This window comes from Desulfomicrobium apsheronum (assembly GCF_900114115.1).
GTDB lineage: Bacteria > Desulfobacterota > Desulfovibrionia > Desulfovibrionales > Desulfomicrobiaceae > Desulfomicrobium > Desulfomicrobium apsheronum.
Genome location: NZ_FORX01000012.1, coordinates 37451 through 63623, shown reverse-complemented (window position 1 = coordinate 63623; position 26173 = coordinate 37451). Strand labels below are relative to the sequence as shown.

Below are 26173 nucleotides of genomic sequence, written 5' to 3'. Positions count from 1 at the left end.
GCCTGTTAAAGAAGGCGAAAGCCCCCGGACAGATTGGCTGTCCGGGGGCTTTTGCCTTGTGATTCACAGGGCTTTTGCCGCGTTCACGCAATTTTCACGCGGCAGGACATTGTTTGACTGTTGAAAAAGTCAAAATTTGCAGGCTGTTGTTACCGCGTACGGGCTCCAGAATCGGGAGCAGCGCCCTGTCCTGCTATTCCACTTCTCCCCACGCTTTGGCGCTGCGCTCAACCTTCTTGCGCACGCCCGTCCAGTCCGTTTCGTGCGTGAACATGGATTCCGGCAGGGCGACCAGCATTTTTTTGTACAGACTCAAGGGGACCGTGAACGTCAGTTCGTCGGTTTTCATGAATTTTCTCGCAGAGGGATCCATCCCGCCGAGCACGGCCTTTTCCTGCCCCTGCGTCTGGTAGTACAGCGGCCAGCCGATTATGTTGGTGCAGCCTGCGCCAAAGGGCGATGCTACGCAGTCCATGTCGCCCGTGGTGAACACCGCCTGTATGAAAAGGCCTGTCAGCACTTCCGGCCGAGCGAAAAAGATGACGAACTCGGGCTCGTCGCCGTCCGTAAACTGCGACAGGGGCTTGAAAATACAGAATTTGCCCGGAGCCTTGCGCGGATTCACCTTCTCCATGAAGGCCCGCATGGCGTCGGGACCGGGCATGTACCGCTCGCCGTGCAGGGGCGTACCCGCAAAGCCCGTGGATACGTAATGTTCGATGAAGCGCAGATGCGGCTTCATCATCGAACAGTAGTACACGCCGCCCGGACATCCGTATTCCTCGGCGGAAATGAACGCCGCCCCCTTCTTTTTGCGAGCCAGCCAGATATTGCCCATGACACAGGAAAAGGTCTTCATGACCTCCTGCATGTCCAGCTTTCTTAGATCCTCCAGTTCACGCGAGATGGGCGTGCCCGGCTTCGGGCCGTATGCGTTGTCCGGCTTCGTGTCCGAATAGTAGACGCCGAAGGGCTCCTCGTTCAGTCCGAGATGCTCCATGAAGGTTGCGGTGCCATCGAGTATGAATTCCATTGCCATGTCATCCTCCTGGTTGTCAGAAATTCGCTGCGATACGGAAGAGTTGCTCCATGCCGTGCCTGTTCATGCGATGCTAACAGCTAAACTAGACGGAATAAATAACGAATCCGGGGCAGATCTTGAATTATCCTATTTTCCGAAGAATTTACTCACTCATGAATTATGCAATATGGTGAATGGCTCCCGGAAATTTCAAGCGGAGCGCGCGGACCGTGGAGAGGAGGCAATCCAGAAAAATTCAAAATCTCCCTCCCCTCCCCCGCGCGGTGTCGCGGCCGGACCTACGCGGCAGTGCGGTGCGTCGGTCAAGACGCGAGACGCGGCCTGAAATGTATGCAGGCCGTTGCCTAGGGCTGGCGGATGCGATACGTTTTCCGTAAAATTCCGGATCAACTTCGTGGCTCAGGAAGTTGATCCGGAAGCAAGCAACGCATCCGGCCGGACTCCATTCACCGGGCAAGGGGAAGACATGAAGACAGTGAACGTGGAGGCCATGATGTCTGAAAGGAATCTGCTACCCTTTTTACGGTTGTTTCCTGCGGTCTTGGCGGCAGAAAAAGTCAAAAGTAGGCTTGTCCCCATTTCCACAAAGAAAAAAGGGACTTCAGCGCGCAAACTGAAATCCCTTGTCTTGTTTTGGAGTGAACTGGTCTGGTCTGGAGGCGGGGAGTATTTGATAAAATTCAAGATTCAAGATCTAACCCCAGCCCCCATAGTCTTCAAAAGAATTTTCTGTATGGAATCATCCAGCAAAGACAGGATACGAGCCAGACAACACTGCCCGAAACAGTCAGAAAGTCACCACTTTGCACTCCGGATACGATAAATATGACGCCGGACACGCAAAAGCCGGATAACGCGAGTAACTCCAGCTTCCAGTCTTTGGCGTATTTCTTGTTTACTGCTTCCATTTCACTCGTGAAGGTACTTTCCTTGGGATTAATTTTTTTATTATCTGATGCGTTGTTCATAAAATCACCTTACAGGAGATACTCCCAAAAGTCATTCCCCTGGTGATGCGTCGGATAAAAGCAACAATTCTGCGACATACATAACCACGAACTGATTATTATTGAAATCTCCCAGCATAAAAGCCAAAATCAGATTTGCCAACTTTTCATCTATAACCTCATCTTTATCCAGATCGATGGACCCATATCTCCGAAAAATCCATGCAACAGCCACATTCGTTCCCCAATCGAAACCAATCAAAAAATTTACTGCCCCTTGCCTTTCGCGTATACTCTTGGCTCTCATTAGTGACTCACCTGTGAAACATATGATATATATCCAACCTGATTTACCTGTATTTTCCGTAACCACGGCGATCAAAAGCCGCAGCCATCCAGAGGCCATATGAGCGAAACCTCTCAATCTACCACCTTATCGAGTAAATTCGGTACGTTCGGCGGTGTTTTCACTCCAAGCCTCTTGACCATCCTGGGCGTCATCATGTTCCTGCGTTTCGCAGCCGTGGTGGGTTATGCTGGCCTCTGGAATGCCTTGGCGATCCTGGCGGCAGCCAAGGCCATCTCCCTCGTTACCGGCATGTCCATCAGCTCTGTGGCAACCAACATGCGCGTGCAAGGCGGGGGGGCGTATTATCTTATCAGCCGCAGCCTTGGTGTTGAATTCGGTGGCGTCATCGCGGTCTTCTTCTATATAGCGCAGGCCGTGGCAGTTACCCTTTACGTAGTGGGTTTCACAGAAGCCTTTTGCTCCGCTTTTCCTGATGCGGGCCTGCCTTTCCGCACCGTGGCCACGATCACGAACCTCGTGGTCTTCGCCAGCGTCTACATCGGTGCAGGTTGGACCATCCGGTTGCAGTACGTGATTCTGACGGTACTCCTGTTCGCCATTGCATCTTTTTTTGCTGGAGCCTTGGAAACATCCTCCTTTCAGACCCTCCAATCGAATCTGGGGCCGAACTGGCAGGCAGGATATACATTTTTTCCCGTTTTTGCCCTCTTCTTCCCCGCTGTGACGGGCATCATGGCCGGGGTGAACATGTCCGGGGACCTGAAGGCCCCCAGTCAGTCCATTCCACGCGGAACGTTCCTGAGCATCGCGGTATCGGGCGGCATCTACGTCGGTATCGCCATCCTGCTAGCGGCCAGCACGCCGCGTCAGGAATTGGTGGGTACAGGGTTCGTGATGCAGGAGCGCGCCCTGTGGCCGATGTTGGTATACGCGGGCGTTATCTGCGCCACCCTGTCCTCGGCTTTGGGCAGCATGATGGGTGCCCCGCGTATCCTTCAAGCTTTTGCCCGAGACAACATCTTTCGCCGCCTGCGCTGGTTCGGCCAGGGAAGCGGACCATCGAGCGAACCGCGTCGGGCGATTGTCCTGACTTTTTTTATCGCCCAAGCCGGCATCCTCGCCGGGGATCTCGATACCGTGGCCCCGGTAATCACCATGTTTTTCCTGCTCACCTACGGGACCATGAATCTGGCCTGTTTTTTTGAAGGGTTCGTCAAGAATCCGAGTTTCAGGCCCACTTTTCGTTATAACCATTGGTCCGTATCCCTTATGGGTGCAGTGGGTTGCCTCGGGGTGATGTTTCTCATCTCCCCTTTATGGGCAACAATTTCCATCGCTCTGGCGGGAATCCTTTACTACGTGATCGCCCGCGCCGAAATCCAGGTCAAATGGGGAGACGTGGACAGCGGTTTCGCATTTCATCGGGCCCGCAAGGCGCTCCTTAAGCTGGAAAGCGAGCGCTATCACCCCAAGAACTGGAGACCGTCGATTCTTGTCTTGGCCGGTGCCGGAAAGACTCGACTGCACCTGTGTGAGTACGCCTGTTGGATGACCGCCGGCCGCGGAGTGGTGTCCGTCGGCCAGGTCATCCACGGAGATCTGGATGAATTTCTCGAACGCAGAACCGAGGCTGAGGCCGTGATGCGAAAGTTTCTACAGAAAGAAGAATTTCCCGCCTTCCCCGTTGTCGTTGTGGAAGAAACTTTCTACGTGGCGGTCAAGGCTCTCTTGCAATGTCACGGACTGGGCGGCATGCGCCCCAACACGGTCATGCTCGGCTGGAGTTCCGAACCGGAAAACGCAGGCGTATTCGCAGCAACCCTGGACATTGCCAAACGCATGAAGCGCAGCCTGGTAGTCGTGGCCAGCGGCCAGGAAGAACGCACCGAAGCCGTCGAGGGATTCGTGAACATCTGGTGGAGTGACAAAGATAGCGGTGCGCTCATGCTCCTGCTGGCCTACCTCCTGAAAACCAACGACATCTGGAAAGAACAGCCCCTTCGCATCATACGCCCGGTTCCCCCAAAAGCCGACGTGGAGAACATGAAAAAGGAAATGCAGGACTTGCTTGCCCATGCCCGGATTTCCTCCGAAATCGTGATCACGGCCACAGAGAACCCTCTTGAAACCATTCGCGAAACCATGGAGCCCTCAGCCGTCCTATTCGCCGGTTTCGAACCTCCGGACGGTGACATGGCCAGGGAGATTAACACGCAACTCCAGCCAGTGATCGATCTGCCCGGAGATGTTGTTCTGGTCTATAACGCAGGGGATGTTTCACTCGGCGCGTAACAACAACTCCGTTCCTATTTAGTTTGATGACTGGCCTTCACCCGGTACTTTCTAGGTTTTGCAAAAACTGGAACAGTACTACCTGCGTCATACCAATGGACCGGAACTGATGCGGCGCCTGCTGATCCAAGCAGTAAGCGGACAACTGGGTAAAGACATGATCGAATGTGACAGCGGATAAAGACGATATTACAAATCAAGCCGATATCTTAAAATTTCCGTAAGCAGATACCACCGGCTAACCGGTTTGCGGTTGCTTCCCGCAGTCTTGGCGGCAGAGAAGTCAAATGCAGACTTCCCGCCTTTTCTTTCTCCGGGAAGGTATTTCTGACCATTTTGGTATATGTTCAAGTCTTTGGTGACTGGTGTTGCCGATTTCCGGAGGGGGTGCTAGCAGGCAGTTGAAAAACGGCGATCTGCTGCGTCAGCGAAAAAATCCAGACCACTCATGTATGCGCAATACACCGCGCGCCCTGAATTTTTTCGCTTCCTTGCATCTCACCATTTTTGAACGACCTGCGAATTTTGAATTTTTCTACAGCCAGCTAGAAGCCCGCTTTGGTCTGTTCCCAGCGGGAACACATGGAATCACTCAGCAAACGGACGAAACAATGCCAAGTTTTGACGACATCGTGAATGAACTTCAGGATAAAATTTTTGATGAAACGCGTCAGGCCTACGGTCAAGCCGGGTTTGAACGCTGGCGCAACAAGCCGTATCGCGGCCGACCGGCCAAGGCCGAGTACATGGGCGCATCTACCGGCACATGCGGCGATACCATCCGCATCTTTCTGCACATCGAAAACGACCGGGTCCTTGACGCGGGATTCGGCACCGACGGCTGCGGTTCCAGCCTGATCAGCGGATCCATGGCTGCGGAACTGGCAGTGAACAAGACCTGCGAAGAGGTGGCTGCCATCATGTTTTTGTTAAGAAGACCGCCATTGCACCCGACTGGCCGCCAACGCGCTGCACGAGGCGCTGGGAGATTACTACTTTAAAACGCTGGGGACGCGAGAAAGTTGAAAATTCCGCGTGGTTTACGGCGGGTTTTGGAAAATGGCTTGAGACTGTTGAATCTCAAGCCATTGCTTTCAAATGTTGGGGCCGGATACTATATTGAAATTCAGCGATAATTACGTGTTTAATCTATATTTACTCTTGGTCTCAGAGACCCCGTCCGAAGAGCCGAATTTTGGGTTTGATCAAGGCCAGAAGTACGGGCAAGGCATGAGGCACATGAAACAACACGAACCCGCTTTTCCCGGAGAACCCAAATGAGAAGAAAGGATCGCGAGATCACCGACCAGTCCTTCATGCACGACGTGCTGCGGGAAGCGGACGTCGTCTCCCTGGCGTTCAACACGGGCGAATTTCCCTATGTTCTGCAGTTCAACTTCGTCCTGTACGGGGACAGCATCTTCATCCACTGCGCCCCCGAGGGCCGCAAGCTGGACCTGATCGAACACGATTCCAGGGTGGGCTTCTACGCGGCAGTGGACATCCGCGTGGAAAAGACCACGACGCGCTACCGCAGCGTCTGCGGCACCGGCCTGGCCACCCTTGTGGAGGATGACACCCTCAAGATCGAAGTCCTCAAGGCCCTGGCCGCCAAGTACAACGCGCCCTGCACCTTCCCGGTCCCCGAGCGCACCCTCGCCGTCACCTGGGTCGTACGCGTCAGCATTGAGTCCATTACCGGGAAGCATTCCCGGTCGTCGGAAGAAAAGGGGTAAGAGGCAGAAAAGCACAGCAGCTGCACAGGAAAAGGCCATCTGGATGCGGGTGGCCTTTTTCTTTGTGGTGTGCCCGGCAGGGCGCACCACAAAGAAACAAGGAGACAGTACAGAATGTCAAGATGAAGTCAGGGCATTGAGACAACGCGGTTGCTCTTGATTTTTCAATAGCCTGTTAAGAAACGGGCGAATGTGTTCAAGCGAACCGAGCCACTTCTCTACTGACAAACCCTCCAATTTCCTCGAATGAGCATACTCACTGCTTTTTTGACGAGTTTTAACCATATATTTCGTGATATTGGATGTAAAAAATCCGAATTTTGAAAGAAAAAAGCCATTCTAAGGCCAAAAAAAGCCATTTATTCGAATAAAAAGTCAATCATTTCAGAATACTCTTGGTCTCAGAGACCCCGTCCGTTGCTATGGTCTCAGAGACCCCGTCCGTTGCTAAAACTCAAGATTCATGATCTGACCCCAGCCCCCACGGCTCAGGTCGTGGCCGCGGACTGAAGTTGTTGCAGGAACTGCGACCGGGCCTCCTTCAGCGACAGCAGATTGCGATACAGCGGATCGGCCAGCATGGTCGCCGTATCCACCTTGACCCCGGACTGGGGCAGGCGCGTGAATGCGTCCTGAGTCATTGCAGTCGGGGCCATCGACACGCTGCCGCCAAGCCGGTCTGCAAGATATTCCGCCCTGGCCATGGCCAGTGCCGGTCCGGATATGACCCCGCCGGCGGAGTTCGGCAGTTCCCCGATCCCGGCGGCCGTCGCGTTCGAGGTCGTGACCCAGCCGTGATTGTCGATCTCGGCCACCACCCGGCCGCCGATCTGCACTGTGGCATAGGGGGCGTAGGCGGGGTCGCTGGATGTGTCCGGCCGGACGGAATGCCGCGACTCCAGAATGGCCTCCTGGGCCTGGATGAAACTGGCGAAAAATTCGTCAGACTGCTCCCAGGCCCTGACCGGCTTTGCGTCGCTCATGTCGATGGGGCGGGCGCCCGCTAGAGAAATGCTGTGATCCATGGTAACCCTCCTTGGCAGGAAAGAATTGCAGGTCAATCAAGTATCTTAGCAAATCGGATGCCGATCTGTGCAACCTACGATGTCTGGGCGATGCGACCAAGACCGTGATCCCCGGCCAGGGCATGGCCCGGCCCGACATCTGCCCCACTCCCCTATACAAAACCTTTCTGAAGCTTGAGATCACGTTCGAGACATTGCCGACAGATTATCATGTACATTGGCAGCTTTGCCGCCTTACGTTCGCGAGCACTGCATCAAGCGGTAACTAGATTGCACGTTACCGATGGGTAATCGGCTGCGGGATCGGGGTGCAGGCGAGTCCAGCACAAGGCTTTTCTGACCATTTTGGTATGTGTTCCAGTCTTTAGTGACTGGTGTTGCCGATTTTTGGAGGGGTACTAGCAGGCAGTTGGAAAACGGCGATCTGCTGCGTCAGCGAAAAAATCAAGACCACTTATGTCAGCGCAACACACCGCGCGCCCTGTATTTTTTCGCATTCTTGCATCTCACCATTTTTGAGCGGCCCGCGAATTTTGAATTTTTCAACAGTCCGCCAAGAGCCCGTATTGGTCTGTTCCCAACGGGGACGCATGGAATCACTCAACCAACGGACGAGACAATGCCCAGTTTTGACGACATCGTGAATGAACTTCAGGACAAGATTTTTGATGAAGCACGTCAGGCCTACGGTCAGGCCGGGTTTGAACGCTGGCGCAACAAGCCGTATCACGGCCGACCGGCCAAGGCCGAGTACGAAGGCGCATCCACCGGCACGTGTGGCGATACCATCCGCATCTTTCTGCACATCGAAAACGACCGGGTCCTTGACGCGGGATTCGGCACCGACGGCTGCGGTTCCAGCCTGATCAGCGGATCCATGGCTGCGGAACTGGCAGTGAACAAGACCTGCGAAGAGGTGGCTTCCATCCCGGGCGATACCGTGCTGGAAGCTTTGGGCGGACCAAACTGCATGCCCGAAGAAGACCGCCATTGCACCCGACTGGCCGCCAACGCGCTGCACGAGGCGCTGGGAGATTACTACTTTAAGACTCTGGGGACGCGAGAAAGTTGAAGATTCCGCGTGGTTTACGGCGGGTTTTGGAAAATGGCTTGAGATTGTTGAATCTCAAGCCATTGCTTTCAAATGGTGAGCCTGATGCCGTGTAATTTGCGCATCTAATTCTTTGAGCACCTATTTCGACTCAATGTTCAGCATGTGCAGGCCAGTGTCTGACGTGGCGCTTCAGCAGTTTTCCAGGATCGACTGGATAGGTCGAAATTCAAGATTCAAGACCTGCCCCTCGTCTCTTGCGGTCCGTCCCATCGGACTCTTCGCCTTTAACGATTCTTTTCAAATTTATCATAGACAGATTCTGTTTGGGCTTGTTTGTAAATTATCTCAATGCCATCCCAGTCAATCCCTCTTTTATAAACTGTAAAACCTAGCTTATCGTATATTTTATTTGCCATGATCTCTTCAGGTAAATCACAAGTAAATAATCTTATATACTTTCTACCTGTTTTTCTAGCTTCGTAAACTACTTTTGCAATTAGGCCATTAGCTGCTTTTGCCGAAAGCATGCCAAGACTTCGCTCTACTGCAGCCCATCCGGCCCACACAGCATCAGTCTCATTTGGCTCGAAATAATATCCTGAGAACCCTATTACCTTGTCGCCGCTTAAAGCTACCCAATAGCGGGGATGCGTTATATTCTCTTCCAAGAGTTCATTTTTGTTAGAGCCTAGCATACAGCTCTCTTTCAGCACCTTAAGTATTAGTTCATAATTGTCTGTAGGTAAGAATTTTTTAACCAACTCCATTGAGTCTGGAATGTTTTGTTCTGTAATCGGTTGAATCTGTATTCTTTTTAAAGAATTCTTTGCAATATTTGTCTCACTAAATTCCTTGTATATTCGTGGGATAATTTGCACTTCGCTGTCGGGAATATCGTTTTCCAGTTTTTCTTTTATCCTTCCAGAAAGGTCAAAAATATCTCCCGCTGTCTTGTCAGGTGTGAAGCCAAGCGTAATGTCAATTATTATCTTCTTGCCTGACTTTCTGGATTTTACACCGTGAAAAGAATCATACCAGTCGAAGTACTCACTTAATCTTCTGAGAACTTTCATCTGCAGATCTTCGTCAAGGGTTTTATCCAAGAGGTCATGCATGCTTTCTTTGATCAGATCTAAAAATGCATAGCCGGCAGCAAAAATTAACAATATCGCACACGCCGGGTCTATAATAAAACCCCATGAAAAATCTCGTAAAAACACGGCTGCAATCAATGAAACAAATACGAAGATATTTGCAATTGCATTTGCGCGATGAAGCCGCCATTGAGATTTCATTATCGGAGAATTTGACACTAAGGCAATTTTATGAATTCTTTTCCATAAAATAACATTTATTACTAAAGAAATAAAATTAATTACAAAGCCAACTAAAGCAAAATCTACATTTAATTCTTGAGGGTAAATGATGCGATGTATTGATAATCCAGCTGTAACGACCAATCCGAGGACTACCAAAACAGAAATTAATAGAGAACACATGCTTTCTAGTTTTCCGGCACCATAATCGTAAGATGTTATCTTTCCCTTAATGAGCTTATTAACAATAGTAACAGAGATAATTCCCGAGATGATATTGTATGAATAATCATAAATGTCTGTAAGAAGTATCATCGAATTTGAAAGTATGGCAATTGCTATAACCGGAATGCAGGAAGACACATCAATAAGCAACGCCAACTTCAATACCTTAAACTGTAAAGGCAGATTATCCTTTTCGTAGTCAGCAGATGAATTATTTTGCATGTCTCAAAAACCCTGAGCTTGTTAGATATGAATATCACTGAAACCAAAAATAAAAGCGAGTTACTGTAAAATTTCAACAACAGAAACCGACAATGACTCAATCAGCATGCACATAGTGGCTTTTTTTGCCACAAAGAATGACTTTGCCTGAAAAATTGTGCGTCACGATCCCGTGCATGTATACTTTCATGAGGCCTTGCCAGTGGTCGCGGTCGACCAGGGGGCGTGCGAAGGACCTCGCCGGTGAAGCCAATGCAGAGCAGGGCCACGGGCAGGTCGCATTGGGCCAGCTTCCAGGCCACGACGATGCGGTTGGAGAGCTGGTAGTGGGTGTCGCCGCTAATGTAAAGCCGGGGATGTGGCGATTTACAAAAGGCTCACTGAGAATCCAGGATCACGGGGAATTGGGGAATCTGGGGGCGGCTCTTGAATCTTGAAATATCCCATTTTCTGAAGAATTTTGCTCACTGAGGAATGAATGCCTGCGTGTTAACGCCGTTTAATTGCCGTATAGTTTTGGAAAGATTTGCGGCCGGAGTTGCGGCAAATAAAAGTGATTCGTCGTCAGGCAATAGCCATGATAAATAACGTTGAACCGGTGCAACGTTATCCCGAGCACGGAAAGAAAAGTGCTCCTGTCGATATGGTCCAGAAAAATGGAAGATTATGCATTGCCCCGGGATGTCACAAGGCAGATGACTCCCGGAAATTCTGTGCGGAGTGGGCGGGCCGTGAAGAGGAGTTACTCCAGAAAATTCAAGATTCAAGATCTGGCCCTTGTCTCACGAGCACACACGCCATCGCCGGGAAGCGTCCCCTTCGCGGGTCGCTTCCCTTTTTTGAACCCTGCCGCAGCGCGCCTGCATGGCCACGCCCCCTGCTCCACGCCCCTCCCGCCCTTCCGGGCTTCCGGGGTTCCGGAGAATGTAGCGGCACAGTTCAGGATGACAGGCTTCCCGATCAACGCATGGCTTTTGGCCACATTGAGGCTGTGCGGGCCGTGGGACGCATTTCCTGCTGCCGGATTGTCGATGGTGCCAGAACTGGAGTTGCCAATAGACGCATGACTCATCTATGACGCAAGCTTTGCGCGGCGGATTCAGCGCCGCCGCCTGACAAACGGTGCGAAGCGTGGAGGTGTAAGCGTGATTTATGCGGGATCGTGTCTGTGCGGCAAGGTCGCCTTCGAGGTCGAGGGCGAATTCGAGAGTTTCTATTTGTGCCATTGCGAACGGTGCCGCAAGGATACCGGATCGGCCCACGCAGCCAACCTGTTTTCGTCCACGGCCACCCTACGCTGGCTATCGGGCGAGAACTTGATAAAAACCTTTAACTTCAACAACACGGGTCACATAAAAAGTTTCTGCGCCGAATGCGGCTCTGCCCTGCCGAACATCCAACTGAACGGCACGCTGCTGGTGCTCCCAGCGGGCAGCCTCGACTGCAACGCGCCAATTCCGCCCACGGCGCATATATTCGTTTCGCGTAAAGCCAATTGGGACAAGGAGCTGGAAATGCTCCCCACCTTTGAGGAACTGCCGGAATAACCCGTTTTGCTATTCTTCCATCGTGGAGCGGTGGCTCCGGGCGTTCAGGTGGCTTGTTGGGCTTTCAGATCGCACGGCATGATATACTCTTGATCTCAGAGACCCCGTCTGCTTCTTGGTACTCTTTTATGTCCGCCGTATGGCAGCGGTCAAAACGCCCGCACCGATCAGGGCGGAGCCGCCTGCCAAGTTCATCATTTTCATGGTTCGGGGATTCGTCACCGCGTCTCGTGCCCTGGCCGCCAGAAGCGCGTACAAGGTGGCGTTGACTACCGCCAGGATTACAAAGGTCGATCCCAAGATGAGGATTTGAGCCATGACCGGCTCGGCGCGGTTGATGAACTGGGGCATGAAGGCGCAGAAGAAGGCGATAGACTTAGGATTGGTAGCCGTAACCGCAAAGGCGCGAAACACGCTGGCCCCGCGCGATGCAGGCTCAATGCGCGGCAAGCCTTTGCCCGGCTCAGGGCTGGCCCGCAAGGTCTTTACACCCAAGTAGACGAGGTAGAACGCACCGACCCACTTAAGCGTCGTAAACAGCGTGGCCGAGGTGGCGAGCAATGCGCCAAGCCCGGCCATAGACGCAATCATTGCCACAGTGTCGCCAAGGCCGACTCCTAAGGCCAGTGGCAGGGCTGCACGTTTGCCTTGGACCAGGGAACAACTCACCACCAACATGATGGTCGGACCGGGGATGACCAAGACCACTACGGTGGCCAAGAGAAAGGCGAGATATGTAGCCGGGCTCATGAACATCTCCGAGGATAGCGTAGAATATACCGAAAGGTCTTGAAAGCAATGCAGAATGGCAAGAGGAAGTCAGACCATTGAGACACCGCGATTACGCCTCATTGTTCAATAGCCTGTTGAGATTGGCGTTAGTCCTTTTTGCCTTCCAGTTGATTTTTTGAAAACGTAGCGATCGATTTTTCCAAAGCGGAATTAAACTCCTCTACGCGATTCAGCATGAGAAAATGATCCGCGTCCTTCAGGACAATGGCATCGAAGGAAAACATATGGCGCCGGTTTGCTTCGTATTCGATGGGCCACATGTCGCCGTTCACGGTCATGACGGGTATGCGGATGTCCTTGAATATCCTGGCGGCTTCACCTGTGATGTACTGCGACATCATTTCTCTCATGGCGCTCAATGCGACATCCGGCGGTGCGGCAGACATATCGGAGAGAATCCATTCACGAAGCTCTGCCTCGGTGCGAGATGAAATCATCGCCTCCACGAATTGCCGACAGCCGGTCTGAAAATCCTTTTCGAGCGGTGCGACCATGCCTTCGAATTCTTCCTGAGTCATCGAGTATTCGATATTTTCAAGCGTATCGATACCGACGAGTCCGATCACACGGTCCGCCATGAGTCGGGCAGCCTCGACGATGACGGAACCGCCCATGGAATGTCCGATCAGGATGACGCTGCGGCTGCCGGTTGCCTCGGTTACTGCCTTCACGTCCTCTCCGAATGATCTCATGGTGTACTGAGTTCGCCCCATGCCCGAATGGCCATGGCCTGCGAGGTCAAGCACAATCACGCGGTTTTTTTTCGAAAAATGGGGGATTTGTTCACGCCAGTAGCGGGCATCACAGCTCCAACCATGGACAAACACGAGCGTCGGTTCTCCAGAACCATACGAGTCGAAGGAAATCGGGGTCCCATCCGCAGATATTGCGAGACTTGGCCATTCGTTTTTGGCGTGTGCTGGGGTAAAAAAGAAGAATATGAACGCAAAAGAGACAATCATGCTTATTGAATATCTTTTCAGATCCTTGCAATAATTATATTGATTCATATATATTTCCTATAATGTAGATTTCAATATATTCATAAATTTTATGAATAAGAAACTATAGATAATCGATGTGAAACTTAGCGCAAAAAATTTCAAATAATTTGTAAATCTGTTCCGAGATGACTACTAGAATGGATGCGTCAAATGCAAGTGTTTCTTTGATTGCGTGTTTTACAAAAAAGACGACAGATCATCGATAAATGGATCAAAAAAATATGGCAAATTGTGTATTACACCGGGATGTCACATGTTAGATGGGTCCTGGAAATTCTATGCGGAGTGGGCGGACCATCAACTATAGTTACTCCAAAAAAATTCAAGATTCAAGATCTGACCTCGCCTCCTGTTTGAAAAAATTCATCATGAGTCTCGGACGCTCCTTTCTGGGGCTTTTTTTTGGTCTGTCATACACACATGTCAACCTTAGCGGGTTTGACACGACTGGATTACAGAGTAGAATAATAAAATTTAGAAAAGGAGCCATATATGACGCAATCCAAGTCAGACCACGTAATGGAAACAGATCTGTTGACCGGAAATCCGACTCTTTTGCTCAAGAAAGCATATTTTGAACAAACTGCTGTCATGAAAACACTTCGATTATTTTCAGATAGAGTTAGATTACAAATGCTTCCAGAAGGCAAAGACGAAGTTAAGATCACGCTCTTGGCTGCATTGAAAACTGATGTAGACTTGAATGCTATACTTTATGAATTCTATATCGCAGCAATAGACCAACAAGTCAGGGAAGACTTGCTCAAAAAAACAATTGATGTACAAAGAACAATATACAAAACTGCTTTCTTGCCTACATCTAGTGTGGTGGATTTGAGATGAATTCCGGATTAAATCTTGAAATTTTTCCTTTTCTTTTCCGAAGAGAAGAAAAAGAAATTTTTATCACAACAGCTCATGGCGATTTTTATTGGATACCTAGGGCCGAGTTCAACAAGTTGCTCGACTCTACGCTTGATTTAAGCGATAACATCATACAAGATCTTGTTTCACGCCAAATACTATCCGTAGACATGGGACAATCCATTGACGCGGCTGCCACCAAACTCAGATCAAGAAAAGCCTTTCTTCGAAGCTTTACTTCCCTTCATATGCTGGTCACAACATTACGCTGCAATCAAAGGTGTGAGTATTGCCAGGTCTCATGTGCGGATAACGATGCCATCCAGTTTGATATGAGCATTGAAACTGCTGAAAAAATTGTAAATACTATTTTCCACTCCCCATCTCCGAGCATAAAAATTGAATTCCAGGGCGGTGAACCAACTCTCAATTGGGAGATCATTCCATTTGTTGTAGAATACGCTGAAACCTTAAATTTAAAATATAAAAAAAATCTAGCATTTGTACTTTGTACTAATCTGACGGCAATAACAAAAGATAGATTTGAATATCTTCATAAACACAGCGTATTTGTTTCAACTTCGCTCGATGGACCAAAGGACATCCATGATTCGTGTCGAAAGCAAAGGATTGGAAATACGAGTTATGATTTATTCGTTCAGAATCTTGAGCTTGGTCGAAGTATCATGGGCCCGGATAGAATTGATGCGCTTATGACGACTTCTAGACAATCCCTGTCTCGATTCAAGGCAATTATAGACGAATACGTGCGCCTTGGCTTTCACGGAATATTTCTTAGATCCTTGAATCCATACGGCTTTGCGGCTGAACAAGCCGAGTCTCTTGGGTATAGTAGCGAAGATTTTTTTGAATTTTACACGAAATGTTTGGAGTACATCATAAGTCTTAATGCCTCCGGCACCATGTTCACCGAATACTACACCGCACTTATTTTTAAGCGTATCATGACTTCGCAATCAACAGGGTTTGTCGATCTGCAATCTCCGTCCGGAGCTGGGATCAGCGGAGCTATCTACGACTACAATGGTGACGTTTACCCCGCAGACGAGGGCCGAATGCTGGCTCGCATGGGCGATGAAAGATTCAAGATGGGGAATGTTGGCAAAGATTCATATACGCAAATTTTTAACGGGCAAATCATTGGTGAAATAGTCGAGAATTCTTGCCTGGAGACAATCCCTGGATGCAGCGACTGTGTTTATAGCCCGTATTGCGGAGCTGATCCAATTCGAAACTACCTCGAATACGGAACAATTATTGGGCACAATCCAGGAAGCAATTTTTGCAAGAAAAATATGCTTATTTTTGATTATATGTTCGAAAAAATAAAAACGAATGATAATTTGTTTTTGGACACGCTCTGGTCTTGGATTACACCAAATACGGAGGGTGTGACACATGAGAACGTATAGTGGCGAAAGCCTGAGAAACAAAGGCTGTATTGGGATTCTAACAAAAGATACGGACTCGATTCCTCGTGGAAACCATATACTTTACAAAGATAACTTATCTATGTCTGATTTTGGTTTCAGAGGATATGTAACCAAAGACAGCAAGCTTCCGTTGTTCTCCAAGTCAGGACTCAAGATTCCAAATGAGCTAGATATAACCCATCATATCGACGATATTGTCAAAATTTCAGCGGATGGAAAAATTTACGTTCTCTGGGAGAATTCGTGTAGTCAAAACGCACTTTATCTTACCGATGCCTGTAACGTTAATTGCATTATGTGCCCACAGCCTCAGAAGCAACATGACAAAATACACATCGAAACAGCGCGTAGCGTCCTTGATTTATTGGTCAGAAAAAAAGTTGAACATATGTGCATTACAGGAGGCGAACCAACACTGATCAGAAGTAATTTCATAGAAATTCTGACTCGATGCACAACAGAACATCCAGACGCCAGTCTTCAAGTTCTAACCAACGGACAAACATTCAGCGAATTCGAGTTTGCAAAACGTTGCGCTGAGCTCTCAACACCGAAAACATGCTATTGTGTTTCCATGCACGGCGATACACCGCTTACACATGATTTGATTGTTCAACGAGAAGGAGCTTTTAGTAAAGTACACGCCAGCCTCTATAATCTTTCAAAACTCAACGTTGGTATCGAGGTCCGTTTCGTTGTTTCAAAGCTGAACTATACCAGACTTCCGGGTTTAGCAGAGTTCTTCTTCCGTACCTATCCTTTCGTACACCATTTTGCCATTATGGGCCTTGAAATGACGGGATGCGCGGCAAAGAACGCCAAGGAAGTGTGGATAGATCCGACAGAGTATCGAGAAGAACTGGACAAATTTGTTGTAGAAGCAGAGAGAAGAGGCATAAACTTTTCAATTTACAACCATCAGCTTTGTGTAATCCCTGTTCGAGCATGGAAATATGCAAAAAAATCAATTTCAGATTGGAAATGTAACCATATCACCATGTGTAACGAGTGTATGGTTAAAGATAAATGTGGTGGATTTTTCACCACATCAAATAATTTAATCAGTGAAGGCATTCATCCCGTTTGCCTCTAAAAACCGAAATATGAGGACACATGAAAAAACTACTGTCTATGACCACAGGAATTTTGACGCTTCTTGGTGTCGGAATTACTGCCGCAAATGCAACGCCTGTTCAACCTCAAAACATTGTATCTCTGGTTAATGTGACGTCAGACACTCCAGTTGTGCTTGAACGCCCTGCAAATGTTTTAACTGACGGCAATGGCGCATTGGTGGCTGGACACTATTCTCATTCGTCACACGTGTCTCATTCCTCTCACGTTTCTCATTATTCCAGTCGCTATTAACTCAACCGCCGCTATATGTTTGTATATGGCGGCGTTAAATCTGAACAATTCCAAGTTGTGGAGTAGACTTCGATGGGATTACGATTCAGGAGGAAATTCAATGCAATTCGAGGGTCAGATCTAGAATCTTGAATCATCCCATTTTCCGAAGAATTTTGTTCACTGATGAATAATGCAATCCTGTCGCTGCATCTACTTGTACCTGAGTATAGCCGTACTCATAGCAGACCTTGTGGATAACTTCGTTGCAGAATGAATGGCTCTCTGCGCCAACTAAAACCCCTTCCAAGAACGGACGGTCAATTTCGTGGACGCAACAGGCTCCATCAATCTGTGAGCGCAAGTTCCGCACCAAGGCTGGCAAATGCAGAGGCGAATCCACGCCGTAGCCAGGTTTGCACTCGTGGAGACTCGATAACGGTCTTGCGGAATACATGTGCAAGAAAATTATAGATTACGAATACTACAAACGTCATCGCCATAAAGGTAGCGCTGAGTATAAGAAGCTGGAAAAGAGGCTGATCCGTGCCTGGTTGAATAAATTGCGGCAGGAAAGCCAAGAAGAAGATGGTCAGTTTGGGGTTGAGAATGTTGAGCAGGAACGCTTTTACCACCAAACCAGCGGCCGTTTTTGTAGAGGGGTTTGCGTCAATGGCGAAAGCCGTCTTGTCACGCCATGTCGCATAAGCGACGTAGAACAAGTAGACAACCCCAGCGTATTTCAGAGTCTGGAATGCAAGCGCGCTTGTGTGCATGATGGTGGCAAGGCCCAGAACCGTGGCCATGAGGTGTGGGAGTATTCCGGCTGTGCATCCTAGTGCGGCGAAGACACTTGCCTTTCGACCCAGAATAAGTCCAGTAGAGACGGTGTATATTACCCCGGTTCCAGGAATAAGCACCACAATCAACGATGTGATGAAGAACTCAATGCTGATCATTTGTCATAGCTTCCTTGCCCTCTCATACCCCTATTCTGAACGCTAGGGAGAAGAGCAGATCTTGAATCTTGACAAGCCATTATCCGGCTTTTTCTCCGAAATGGAACGTATTGCGAAAAATTCGTTACAAGAAAAGTAGCGGTAACGGCAAGCGATTGCTTTGTCATACATATTTGTGATCACGACTTCCGAGCACCCCCCTCTGATACGACAAAAGCCACCCGTCACCGGATGGCCTTTCGTCTTCCAAGTCAAAAAAAGGCAACTGGTCAAGGGCGCTTTCTCTCTGAGACCAAAAACCTACTTATTTCATTAACTTTTTTTCGCAAAAAAGGTCCTTTTTTCGACCTTAGAATGAGGTCACCAGCCGAAAATCAGACTATTTTTATATCTATCAATCCAATATTATTAATAAAAACTCGCGTTGCGGACCTTTAAAAGGACCATTCAGTTTCTGATTGGTGAATAGTGAAAGGTGATCGGTAATCCGAAAAAAGGCAACGGGACCAGAGGCTGACCCTTGTCAGCACCCTGCCCTGAAGTCGGACACATATCTTTCCGGATTCTCACCTAAAAACAGAAGAGTGTTTACAAGTCCCCTGCCATGAAGCCTTGTTACTCCACACGCCGAAAAGCCCCGCCAGACGTGGCTTTTATCCTTTTACGCGGTAGCGATGACGAGAAAGGGGTGTCTGATTTGGTTGGACTGGATTGATTGGTGAGCAATGACTGGTGATTGGCGATTAGGAAACTGCGAGAAGGCGGGGATACGGCTTTGATAAATCGTGGAGAGCCGCGCCTCCGTTCACTGCTTGCATTTATCAAGAAAAGCGCTATCACTGAATCATGAACAGCAAACACAGGAAAACGCTTGAAGCCATTTTTTCCGATCCCGTGAACGGTGGTCTGGAATGGGCAAGGATTGAGGCGTTGCTTGTCGCTCTGGGCTGCCAAATCCTCGAGGGAAGCGGTTCATCGGTGACCTTTGAAAAGGGCGGCAAGCACGCTCACTTCCACCGGCCACACCCGCAACGTGAATCTCTGCGCTACCGCGTCCGTGCTGTTCGTGAATATCTTACAACCCTGGGGGTCAAACCATGAACGCCATGAAATATAAAGGGTACACCGCCCGCATGGACTTTGACGCGGAAGACAACATTCTTGTGGGCAAGATTTTAGACATCGAAGATGTCATAGTCTTCCATGCCGAGTCCGTCCACGAGTTCCAGACCGCATTCCACACCGCCATCGATGACTATATAGCGGCCTGCGAAAAACTGAATCAGAAACCTGAAAAACCGGCCAGCGGTCGTCTGATGCTGCGCATCAATCCTCAGGTTCACGCGGCGGCACTCCGCAAGGCAGCCCATGAAAGCCAAAGCCTGAACAAGTGGGCGGAAAAGGTCATTGAGCAGGCGACCCGCATCTGATGTATGGAGGATGTTGGTGAGTAGTGTGATTCCGCCTGGGGTCGCGATAGGAATGCCGGTTACCCGGCACCCCCCGCACAGATCCGTACGTGAGGAATTACCTCATACGGCTCCTATCTCGAGCGGGAGGCGAGGGTCAGATCTTGAATCTTGATTTATTCCATTTTCGAGTAATTTTTACTCATGGTCTCAGAAACCAAGCCAGAAAAAATCAAGATTCAAGATCTGATAACCATACAAAAGGACACCTCCGAAAATAGCAGATGACCTTCCTCTGCTATATTGGAGTTGGGAAACACTCATATCGGAGGTGTCCAATGGCTAGCTACGCAGGAATCGATTTGCATTCAAATTCAAATTTCTTGTCTGTCGTCGATGGTGCAGGAAAGATCATAGAAAGACGAAAGCTTGCTAACGATGTTCAGGCAATTCTGCATCCGCTTGCTGCCTATCGGGATCAGCTGCAAGGGATTGCCATCGAGTCGACCTTCAACTGGTATTGGATCGGCGATGCGTTGATGGACGAGGACTACCGGGTTCATTTGGCCAACCCGGCAGCTATCCAGAATGATACCGGGCGCAAGGAAAAAGGGGCGCACCGTGAATCTCAGTCGGAACCCTCCGGGTGGCACGCGCCGAAGATGTCGAGGATCGTCTTGTCCAGATAGGATTCTTCCCGGTAGGTCAGGAATGCGGAATTGAAGGCCCGCGTGATTTTGCTGATTTTCCTGTATCCCAGATTCACGTCCCGGATGTATCCGCTAAGGGCATCGCGTCCGGAGCCCCAGATCTCATCCTTGTCCTCCGGCCGCGCTGTGATGATGAACCGTTCGTCCATTTCCGAAAGCTCTTCCTCAATGCCGTCCAGGGCGCTTGAAATGTGCATCAGATGCGAGTTCAGGTAGTGGCACATGCCTGCGGCCGTATTGCGCAGCACACGGTTCCTCTGGTTCTCCATGGCCTGCGTGATGTTCGAGGCGATTCCTTCGTAATAGAGCACGGCTCCGGATTCGTTTTTCTTGGCCCGCGCGGTGATGTCCACCTCGATAGGAACCTCCGACGTCGGCTTCAAGGTCACGGACCGGTTGGAGACGTGTCCCCTTTCGTTGAGTTCGCGCAGCATCTCGTCCAAGGCCACGGGGAGTTCGACAAAGTCGTACACGTTGCTGCGCAGGGCCGCCTTTCGGCCGGGCAGGCCAAGCAGTTTGATGCCTGCGTCGTTGATGTCCAGGAACACTCCCTCCGGCGACACGGTGAACGCCATGTCCTTGGTCTTATGGAAAAAATCCTTGTACCGTTTTTCGCTTCTGTACAGGTCCAAAATGGCCTGTTTTTCCTCTGTGATGTCGCGGATCATGTGGTCGATGCGCTGCATGCCGCGTGACGCGCAGAAAACGACATACCCTTCGTCGCGAACCCATCGTACCGTCCCGTCGCTGCGGACGATCCTGTATTCCAGTTCGTCGAATTCCCTGGCCGTGATGGAGCGGTAAAAATCCCCGACTTTGCCTTGGTCCTCGGGGTGGGCCAGGGCGATAAGGTCGCTTTCGGACGCCGTGGTCAAGTTTCGCATGGGGATTCCGTACAGAAGTTCGGCCGCCGGATTGATGGACAAGACTGTCGCGTCCTCGGCGGAAAGCGAGACGACCACATCGTGCATGGAGTGCAGAATGCTTTGCAGTCGATCGCTCAGTTTTCTGATTTCGTCCATGCGTCTGCGTTTCGGGGTGACATCGACCACCGTGGCCAGCACCGGAGCAGGCTCTCCGGAGCGCAGCAAGGTCATGGTCATCTCTATGCGCAGTTCGCCCCGGTCCGTTTCGATCCAGAATTCATGGGGAGTCGAGGCCAAGCCTGTCGCGCATACCGCGTCGTGACTGCGCAGGATCGCGTCGCGTTCCCCGGCGGGAAACAGTTCCGGCAGAGCCCTGCCCACGAGCATGTCCCACCGGCATCCGGTGATGCTCATGAACGCAGGGTTGGCATATTCGAAACAGCCTTCCCGCAAGACGGCGATGCCTTCCTTGAGATGCATGATTATTTCCAGGCAATCGATTGAGTTATTTTGAACGGCGTCCCGCTCAGAGAATGTTTGATTTAGCATCGTAATGACCCCGATTTTATGTATAAGAATGATTTTCGGCTTGATTGAAAATAAAAAAGGCGTTCCGTGGAACGCCGTATCTTGAGTTTTGCACTGATGGGCGTCGTCGCGATTATCGTGGAGGACGAAAATCGTTTTTTTCTGAGATGATTGCGGAAAGGTTGGCGGAATTCATATTTTTATCTCTGATAAATCTGATAATTGCATGCGTTACAGGTGTGTTTTTGCGTAATGTGGATATGTTGTTTTTCTGCGCAGGGCAAAATCAAATTACATAAATAGCCACGTACATGCTTTTTTGCAAGTGCTGAAGTTGCTGAAAGAATATGATCTGCTCAACTCTAATGGCGATAATCTCTGACTCGGTTCTCATACAAATCGGGGGGCAGATCTTGAATCTTGACTTATTTATCTGGACTTCTTTCCTCTAAAATCTAGTTTGATTCAAACTACTACAAAAGGAAAGGAGGCAAGCCGGCGCTGCACTTAATGGAAGCTAGCCTTCATCTCGGTTACTCTTCAGCTTCACTAGCGCGAATTCTTTTAGGATATCGACTACAAAAAAAATTGCATAAACGGCAGTAAAATCTTTTGCCATGCGTATTTCAGCAGAAAGGCCCTTTTTACACGTACTCCGAAAAGCAAAAAGCCACCTGTTCCAGGATGGCTTTATTTCTGTTTCAACACAGCAAAACTCCAATGGTCAGTTTCATCCGGAACGGATGGTCAGTTTCCTATGGAATCACTGATCAGTTTGTCCGGAATACGCAGAGCTTCTCATGAGCGCAGCGGACAACTTCAAAACGGCGATCTGCTGTGTCAACGAAAAGCATCGGTGACGTAACGATTACGAATGCCTCAAGGCTCCCCATTACCCCACATTTCGACAATCCGCCGCGCTTCCTCCTCGGAAGCTACGGCAAGATGCAGCGTGTCCGGCAGGAAGGACTCATGAATCGGGATATCTCTCTGTTCATAGACATCTCCTATGCGCAGGGACATCAAGCCGCCAACATGACGTGATGTCGCTGATTGCAACCTTTCAGCGATGTCGTTCCGCAGGGTGATGACGACCATGTTGCGGTTGGCAGCATCCCTGCCGAGGGAGACGTTTGCCTGTACCTTTTCGACCACGACGCGTTCAGTGCCGACGGCGAATTCGATTTCCGGTTGGGCCTTGCAGGCCATGAGGCCGCAAAGGATCAACACGGCCCAGATGGATGCAAATTTCATGGCGTCACCTTCACTTGAATCGTTTGCCCTAGCGAATGACTGCGGAAGCGGATACGTTGTATGCAATAACAGATCCCGGCAGTAAATGTATGGCTACCGGGGCCTGTTACAAGATCAACAGTTTGCGATGGCCCGTCCCAGTATTGAATTTCTGCATCAAACGTCGAAGTTGCGCTTGATATGGTGTCGAAATCAACTCGATATGTAAGAGGTCCCCCAGTCAACTTAGACAATTCAATCCATGGTCCCCACACTCTCGCAGGTGGTGCCCAACCTTCAAAACTCCGCATCGTCTGGTCCTCCATAAGATTTTGTTTGAAAAAAATCATGAAGGACTCACTTAGCAATATGCGGCGACAAGTCATATTCGGATTGGATTGTATTTGTAGAAAATTGAATACTTATTCCTTGATTCCCGACCGTCGGAGATAAATCCGGAAACATGAGAACTTTCCATCGCGAAGCATGGAAAGGCGAGGATCACCCTCGGTGTCATCCCGCCGATGGGCCTACGATTGTTTTCCTTACTGGAAATGTGTCGCATGGGGATACCCTGGCATTGGCCAGTCTTCTGGCAACTTGAGTAGGAAGCTGACGGTGCTATAGGTACGCGTCAGCCGAATAGCCAGCCTGCCTCGGACCGCTGATAAGAACTGCCGGCGTATCCTGCATCGCGTCATCAATTCGCTTAGTCAGAAATCGATGATAACATTCTGTATTTATAACTGAATTGGCATTTCAAATTGGGATTTTACATCGAACGAATTGGGATTTTAAGCTATTACAATTGGGATTAAACAGGCACCGCCCCACGTGTCTCGCATCGCTTCGATGCGTTCATGGCGCCTGGCGCCAATCACGTCCACGCATGCAACCACCAACAAACCCAATCCGATCCCCACCTCAAGAAAAAACTCAAGGCCACCCGTTACCGGATAGCCTTGTCGTTTGTTTTCCACCTTGAAGAGCACGTCAAAACAGCCAACCCACACACGAATCATTTCAAAAAAGCCATAACGACTACGGTGGACGGCGAGCTGCGAATCGGAACGTCCAGCGGAGGCCGTAGGCCGTAGCGAACTCGACCGCGTTGTCAGTCCTAGATCTTAAAACACTTGTCCAGCGACGGAACAGCCAGGAACGCGCGCTTTGCGCGATAGGCCATACTTCTCAATGTCTGCACGAACTCGATACACCGTTGTTCTAGGATTGGCAGCTCTTCATCAAACGGTGGGTCGGTCGCCGCCACAAGCACAAGAGTACAATCGCTGTAGTCCTTTAGTGATTTCTTCTCTGCAGTATCGACAATCCAAGGTGTCAGTGCGTCCAACTGGCCTCCCAAGTCACAAACCCGGATATGACCGAACCCCCGTTCGTTCAGGAGACGGTTATCATTTGCTTTAAGCTGACCATCATGCGGTTTAGCGATTTCAATTCTATCCACAGGATTCCCCTCTTTGTCGAAAACATCAACGTCAAATCCTTGGTTTCCAAGCACCGGAAGAAATAACGTCTCAGGAGGGTAAATCAAATGAGCGAATTGGGAAAGTGGCCAGACTTCGTTGACAAATACCCTATAGAGACCTTCGCCGTTCTGAGCACGTCGCAACTCCTCAGGATCGAGCTCAACCCGCTCGCGAACCTCTTTCACGAATGCTCTCAACTGGTCTGACGTCCTACGCTGTTCAATTTCCGCTGCCGAGATCATCAATGTGTTTCCTTGAGGGCTAACGACGTGCATCACCCGTGGCGCCAATGAACGCGCCACGTAAGCACAAATCGAGAGTCAGATATTGAATCTTGAATCATCCCATTTTCCGAATAATTTTCTTATCGTTGAACAATTCAAACCTATCGCTGTAGCGACGTGCGCCAAGGTAAATCCGCACTCATGGCAGACCTTGTGGATAACTTCGTTCCGGAATGAATGGCTCTCTGCGCCAACTAAAACCCCTTCCAATGACGGGCGGCCGATTTCGTGGACGCAACAGGCTCTATCAATCTGTGAACGCAAGTTCCGCCCCAAGGCTGGCAAATGCAGAGGCAAATCCGCGCCGTAGCCAAGTTTGCACTCGTGGAGACTCGATAACGGTCTTGCGAAATACGTGGGCAAGAAAACCATAGATTACGAATACTATAAACGTCATAGCCATGAAGGTAGCGCTGAGTAGAAGAAGCTGAAAAAAAGGCTGAACCGTGCCTGGTTGAATAAATTGCGGCAGGAAAGCCAAGAAGAAGATGGTCAGTTTGGGGTTGAGAATGTTGAGCAGGAACGCTTTTACCACCAAACCAGCGGCCGTTTTTGTAGAGGGGTTTGTGTCAATGGCGAAAGCCGTCTTGTCACGCCATGTCGCATAAGCGACGTAGAACAAGTAGACAACGCCAGCGTATTTCAGAATCTGGAATGCAAGCGCGCTTGTGTGCATGATGGTGGCAAGACCCAAAACCGTAGCCATGAGGTGAGGGAGTATCCCTGCCGTGCATCCTAGTGCGGCGAATACACTTGCCTTTCGACCCTGGATAAGTCCAGTAGAGACGGTGTATATTACTCCGGTTCCAGGAATGAGCACCACAATCAACGATGTGATAAAGAACTCAATGCTGATCATTTGTCATATCTCCCTTGTCCTCTCATGCCCGTATTCTGAACGCCTGGGGAAGAAAGCAGATCTTGAATCTTGAATCAAACCATCATCCGCCTTTTTCTCCGAAATGGAACGTATTACAGAAACGTCGTTACAAGAAAAGTACTGGTAACGGCAAGCGATTGCTTTGTCATACATATTTGTGATCACGACTTCCGCCCCCCCCACACTACTCTGATACGACAAAAGCCACCCGTAACCTGATGGCTTTATCTCCAATCGTCAGTCTATTCTGACAAACATCCACCAAAACCCAAAATACCGTATTCTCGGCAGTCGTCTGGTAGCGCGAGTAAGGAGGGCTGACGGTACTATAAGCCACGCTTCAGCCGAATCCCCGCACCCATAGTAGACAGCGGCGCGGCCAGGAGGCCAGGCCCCAGTGAGCGTGTTTCCGCACCGTCGTAAAGAATCACTTCAAGGCGCATTTTGCCGCCTGCCGCTTCCGAAAAGCGTCGTATCCCCCGCAGGTCACGCTCGTTGACCGAAGCCGCAGCTTTCACCTCCACCCCGACAAGTTGCCCCTGGACATTCTTGATGACCATATTCACTTCATACTTGGCACTGGCCGAAGAAGAGTCAAAAGCAGACTCGGCCCCTTATTCTCCGCGCATTCTGCGCCGAA

At 49.8% G+C, this 26173-nt stretch carries 26 protein-coding genes; 12 read left to right on the top strand and 14 right to left on the bottom strand.

The window, feature by feature from the left end; genetic code table 11:
• Positions 1-193: 193 nt before the first annotated feature.
• The 3 genes from BMZ40_RS11885 to BMZ40_RS11875 all read right to left on the bottom strand — a co-directional run bounded on the left by BMZ40_RS11885 (position 194) and on the right by BMZ40_RS11875 (position 2296).
• Positions 194-1039, bottom strand: a complete 846-nt coding sequence (locus tag BMZ40_RS11885; RefSeq protein ID WP_092375897.1) for a DUF169 domain-containing protein — start codon at positions 1037-1039, stop codon at positions 194-196.
• A gap of 719 nt (positions 1040-1758) precedes the next feature.
• Entirely contained in the window at positions 1759-2010 is a 252-nt protein-coding gene (locus BMZ40_RS11880) for a hypothetical protein (RefSeq protein WP_245751100.1), read from the bottom strand.
• 31 nt (positions 2011-2041) lie between these two features.
• The gene (locus BMZ40_RS11875; RefSeq protein WP_143075621.1) at positions 2042-2296 is read right to left on the bottom strand and encodes a hypothetical protein; all 255 of its coding nucleotides are present in this window, start codon (positions 2294-2296) and stop codon (positions 2042-2044) included.
• A gap of 99 nt (positions 2297-2395) precedes the next feature.
• Here BMZ40_RS11875 and BMZ40_RS11870 point away from each other — a divergent pair, with 99 nt between their 5' ends.
• From BMZ40_RS11870 to BMZ40_RS11855, 3 genes are all read left to right on the top strand, one after another.
• Complete coding sequence (locus BMZ40_RS11870) at positions 2396-4591, top strand: amino acid permease (protein WP_092375892.1); 2196 nt, start codon at positions 2396-2398, stop codon at positions 4589-4591.
• A 401-nt stretch (positions 4592-4992) separates the two neighbouring features.
• Positions 4993-5592: an iron-sulfur cluster assembly scaffold protein gene (locus BMZ40_RS11865; protein WP_092375890.1), complete on the top strand. Its 600-nt coding sequence runs from the start codon at positions 4993-4995 to the stop codon at positions 5590-5592.
• A 276-nt stretch (positions 5593-5868) separates the two neighbouring features.
• The gene (locus tag BMZ40_RS11855; protein WP_092375885.1) at positions 5869-6327 is read left to right on the top strand and encodes a pyridoxamine 5'-phosphate oxidase family protein; all 459 of its coding nucleotides are present in this window, start codon (positions 5869-5871) and stop codon (positions 6325-6327) included.
• Positions 6328-6815: 488 nt separating this feature from the next.
• Here BMZ40_RS11855 and BMZ40_RS11850 read toward each other — a convergent pair whose 3' ends face one another.
• Positions 6816-7352, bottom strand: a complete 537-nt coding sequence (locus BMZ40_RS11850; protein ID WP_092375883.1) for a hypothetical protein — start codon at positions 7350-7352, stop codon at positions 6816-6818.
• A gap of 619 nt (positions 7353-7971) precedes the next feature.
• Between BMZ40_RS11850 and BMZ40_RS11845 the strand changes: the two genes are divergently transcribed.
• Positions 7972-8424, top strand: a complete 453-nt coding sequence (locus BMZ40_RS11845) for an iron-sulfur cluster assembly scaffold protein (RefSeq protein WP_092376060.1) — start codon at positions 7972-7974, stop codon at positions 8422-8424.
• A 266-nt stretch (positions 8425-8690) separates the two neighbouring features.
• On the opposite strand, the gene BMZ40_RS11840 is transcribed toward BMZ40_RS11845, so the two are convergent.
• Positions 8691-10169: a cation efflux transmembrane domain-containing protein gene (locus BMZ40_RS11840; RefSeq protein ID WP_092375880.1), complete on the bottom strand. Its 1479-nt coding sequence runs from the start codon at positions 10167-10169 to the stop codon at positions 8691-8693.
• A 1145-nt stretch (positions 10170-11314) separates the two neighbouring features.
• Between BMZ40_RS11840 and BMZ40_RS11830 the strand changes: the two genes are divergently transcribed.
• A complete protein-coding gene (locus BMZ40_RS11830; protein ID WP_092375874.1) occupies positions 11315-11716 on the top strand; it encodes a GFA family protein in 402 nt (133 codons plus the stop codon).
• A 126-nt stretch (positions 11717-11842) separates the two neighbouring features.
• Here the strand turns inward: BMZ40_RS11830 and BMZ40_RS11825 are convergent, their stop codons facing one another.
• Positions 11843-12466: a LysE family translocator gene (locus tag BMZ40_RS11825; protein ID WP_092375871.1), complete on the bottom strand. Its 624-nt coding sequence runs from the start codon at positions 12464-12466 to the stop codon at positions 11843-11845.
• Between the two features lie 128 nt (positions 12467-12594).
• A complete protein-coding gene (locus BMZ40_RS11820) occupies positions 12595-13518 on the bottom strand; it encodes an alpha/beta fold hydrolase (RefSeq protein WP_092375868.1) in 924 nt (307 codons plus the stop codon).
• Positions 13519-14004: 486 nt separating this feature from the next.
• Between BMZ40_RS11820 and BMZ40_RS11815 the strand changes: the two genes are divergently transcribed.
• The 4 genes from BMZ40_RS11815 to BMZ40_RS19255 are packed head-to-tail and all read left to right on the top strand — an operon-like array spanning position 14005 to position 17198.
• On the top strand, positions 14005-14355 hold the full coding sequence (locus tag BMZ40_RS11815; protein WP_092375866.1) for a hypothetical protein: 351 nt from the start codon (positions 14005-14007) through the stop codon (positions 14353-14355).
• On the top strand, positions 14352-15809 hold the full coding sequence (hxsB, locus tag BMZ40_RS11810; RefSeq protein WP_092375863.1) for a His-Xaa-Ser system radical SAM maturase HxsB: 1458 nt from the start codon (positions 14352-14354) through the stop codon (positions 15807-15809). Before BMZ40_RS11815 ends, hxsB begins: the two co-directional genes overlap by 4 nt.
• Positions 15796-16923, top strand: a complete 1128-nt coding sequence (hxsC, locus tag BMZ40_RS11805) for a His-Xaa-Ser system radical SAM maturase HxsC (protein ID WP_092375860.1) — start codon at positions 15796-15798, stop codon at positions 16921-16923. The genes hxsB and hxsC overlap by 14 nt, the downstream gene beginning before the upstream one ends.
• A 20-nt stretch (positions 16924-16943) precedes the next feature.
• A complete protein-coding gene (locus BMZ40_RS19255) occupies positions 16944-17198 on the top strand; it encodes a hypothetical protein (protein WP_143075619.1) in 255 nt (84 codons plus the stop codon).
• A gap of 326 nt (positions 17199-17524) precedes the next feature.
• Here the strand turns inward: BMZ40_RS19255 and BMZ40_RS11800 are convergent, their stop codons facing one another.
• Entirely contained in the window at positions 17525-18136 is a 612-nt protein-coding gene (locus BMZ40_RS11800; RefSeq protein ID WP_092375857.1) for a LysE family translocator, read from the bottom strand.
• A gap of 846 nt (positions 18137-18982) precedes the next feature.
• Between BMZ40_RS11800 and BMZ40_RS11795 the strand changes: the two genes are divergently transcribed.
• The 3 genes from BMZ40_RS11795 to BMZ40_RS11785 all read left to right on the top strand — a co-directional run bounded on the left by BMZ40_RS11795 (position 18983) and on the right by BMZ40_RS11785 (position 20234).
• Entirely contained in the window at positions 18983-19237 is a 255-nt protein-coding gene (locus BMZ40_RS11795; protein WP_092375854.1) for a type II toxin-antitoxin system HicA family toxin, read from the top strand.
• Positions 19234-19566 (top strand): type II toxin-antitoxin system HicB family antitoxin, encoded by a 333-nt coding sequence (locus tag BMZ40_RS11790; protein WP_092375851.1) that lies wholly within the window; start codon positions 19234-19236, stop codon positions 19564-19566. The genes BMZ40_RS11795 and BMZ40_RS11790 overlap by 4 nt, the downstream gene beginning before the upstream one ends.
• A 317-nt stretch (positions 19567-19883) precedes the next feature.
• Positions 19884-20234: an IS110 family transposase gene (locus BMZ40_RS11785; protein WP_092375848.1), complete on the top strand. Its 351-nt coding sequence runs from the start codon at positions 19884-19886 to the stop codon at positions 20232-20234.
• On the opposite strand, the gene BMZ40_RS11780 is transcribed toward BMZ40_RS11785, so the two are convergent.
• The 6 genes from BMZ40_RS11780 to BMZ40_RS11755 form a co-directional block, all read right to left on the bottom strand.
• Positions 20174-21601 (bottom strand): PAS domain-containing protein, encoded by a 1428-nt coding sequence (locus tag BMZ40_RS11780; protein ID WP_177193146.1) that lies wholly within the window; start codon positions 21599-21601, stop codon positions 20174-20176. The two genes, BMZ40_RS11785 and BMZ40_RS11780, sit on opposite strands and share 61 nt — an antisense overlap.
• 927 nt (positions 21602-22528) lie before the next feature.
• The gene (locus BMZ40_RS11775) at positions 22529-22903 is read right to left on the bottom strand and encodes a hypothetical protein (RefSeq protein WP_092375842.1); all 375 of its coding nucleotides are present in this window, start codon (positions 22901-22903) and stop codon (positions 22529-22531) included.
• Entirely contained in the window at positions 22900-23193 is a 294-nt protein-coding gene (locus BMZ40_RS20180) for a colicin Z C-terminal domain-related protein (protein WP_425429362.1), read from the bottom strand. Before BMZ40_RS20180 ends, BMZ40_RS11775 begins: the two co-directional genes overlap by 4 nt.
• Before the next feature lie 809 nt (positions 23194-24002).
• Positions 24003-24611: a hypothetical protein gene (locus BMZ40_RS11765; protein ID WP_092375836.1), complete on the bottom strand. Its 609-nt coding sequence runs from the start codon at positions 24609-24611 to the stop codon at positions 24003-24005.
• 289 nt (positions 24612-24900) lie between these two features.
• Complete coding sequence (locus BMZ40_RS11760) at positions 24901-25512, bottom strand: LysE family translocator (RefSeq protein WP_092375832.1); 612 nt, start codon at positions 25510-25512, stop codon at positions 24901-24903.
• A 347-nt stretch (positions 25513-25859) separates the two neighbouring features.
• Entirely contained in the window at positions 25860-26093 is a 234-nt protein-coding gene (locus BMZ40_RS11755; protein WP_092375830.1) for a hypothetical protein, read from the bottom strand.
• Positions 26094-26173: the final 80 nt, after the last annotated feature.

Coding starts and splice junctions, on each gene's coding strand:
- BMZ40_RS11885 (WP_092375897.1), bottom strand. CDS start 1,039: ATGGCAATGGAATTCATACTCGATGGCACCGCAACCTTCATGGAGCAT.
- BMZ40_RS11880 (WP_245751100.1), bottom strand. CDS start 2,010: ATGAACAACGCATCAGATAATAAAAAAATTAATCCCAAGGAAAGTACC.
- BMZ40_RS11875 (WP_143075621.1), bottom strand. CDS start 2,296: ATGAGAGCCAAGAGTATACGCGAAAGGCAAGGGGCAGTAAATTTTTTG.
- BMZ40_RS11870 (WP_092375892.1), top strand. CDS start 2,396: ATGAGCGAAACCTCTCAATCTACCACCTTATCGAGTAAATTCGGTACG.
- BMZ40_RS11855 (WP_092375885.1), top strand. CDS start 5,869: ATGAGAAGAAAGGATCGCGAGATCACCGACCAGTCCTTCATGCACGAC.
- BMZ40_RS11850 (WP_092375883.1), bottom strand. CDS start 7,352: ATGGATCACAGCATTTCTCTAGCGGGCGCCCGCCCCATCGACATGAGC.
- BMZ40_RS11845 (WP_092376060.1), top strand. CDS start 7,972: ATGCCCAGTTTTGACGACATCGTGAATGAACTTCAGGACAAGATTTTT.
- BMZ40_RS11840 (WP_092375880.1), bottom strand. CDS start 10,169: ATGCAAAATAATTCATCTGCTGACTACGAAAAGGATAATCTGCCTTTA.
- BMZ40_RS11825 (WP_092375871.1), bottom strand. CDS start 12,466: ATGAGCCCGGCTACATATCTCGCCTTTCTCTTGGCCACCGTAGTGGTC.
- BMZ40_RS11820 (WP_092375868.1), bottom strand. CDS start 13,518: ATGAATCAATATAATTATTGCAAGGATCTGAAAAGATATTCAATAAGC.
- BMZ40_RS11815 (WP_092375866.1), top strand. CDS start 14,005: ATGACGCAATCCAAGTCAGACCACGTAATGGAAACAGATCTGTTGACC.
- hxsB (WP_092375863.1), top strand. CDS start 14,352: ATGAATTCCGGATTAAATCTTGAAATTTTTCCTTTTCTTTTCCGAAGA.
- hxsC (WP_092375860.1), top strand. CDS start 15,796: ATGAGAACGTATAGTGGCGAAAGCCTGAGAAACAAAGGCTGTATTGGG.
- BMZ40_RS19255 (WP_143075619.1), top strand. CDS start 16,944: ATGAAAAAACTACTGTCTATGACCACAGGAATTTTGACGCTTCTTGGT.
- BMZ40_RS11800 (WP_092375857.1), bottom strand. CDS start 18,136: ATGATCAGCATTGAGTTCTTCATCACATCGTTGATTGTGGTGCTTATT.
- BMZ40_RS11795 (WP_092375854.1), top strand. CDS start 18,983: ATGAACAGCAAACACAGGAAAACGCTTGAAGCCATTTTTTCCGATCCC.
- BMZ40_RS11790 (WP_092375851.1), top strand. CDS start 19,234: ATGAACGCCATGAAATATAAAGGGTACACCGCCCGCATGGACTTTGAC.
- BMZ40_RS11785 (WP_092375848.1), top strand. CDS start 19,884: ATGGCTAGCTACGCAGGAATCGATTTGCATTCAAATTCAAATTTCTTG.
- BMZ40_RS11780 (WP_177193146.1), bottom strand. CDS start 21,601: ATGCATCTCAAGGAAGGCATCGCCGTCTTGCGGGAAGGCTGTTTCGAA.
- BMZ40_RS11775 (WP_092375842.1), bottom strand. CDS start 22,903: ATGAAATTTGCATCCATCTGGGCCGTGTTGATCCTTTGCGGCCTCATG.
- BMZ40_RS20180 (WP_425429362.1), bottom strand. CDS start 23,193: ATGCGGAGTTTTGAAGGTTGGGCACCACCTGCGAGAGTGTGGGGACCA.
- BMZ40_RS11765 (WP_092375836.1), bottom strand. CDS start 24,611: ATGATCTCGGCAGCGGAAATTGAACAGCGTAGGACGTCAGACCAGTTG.
- BMZ40_RS11760 (WP_092375832.1), bottom strand. CDS start 25,512: ATGATCAGCATTGAGTTCTTTATCACATCGTTGATTGTGGTGCTCATT.
- BMZ40_RS11755 (WP_092375830.1), bottom strand. CDS start 26,093: ATGGTCATCAAGAATGTCCAGGGGCAACTTGTCGGGGTGGAGGTGAAA.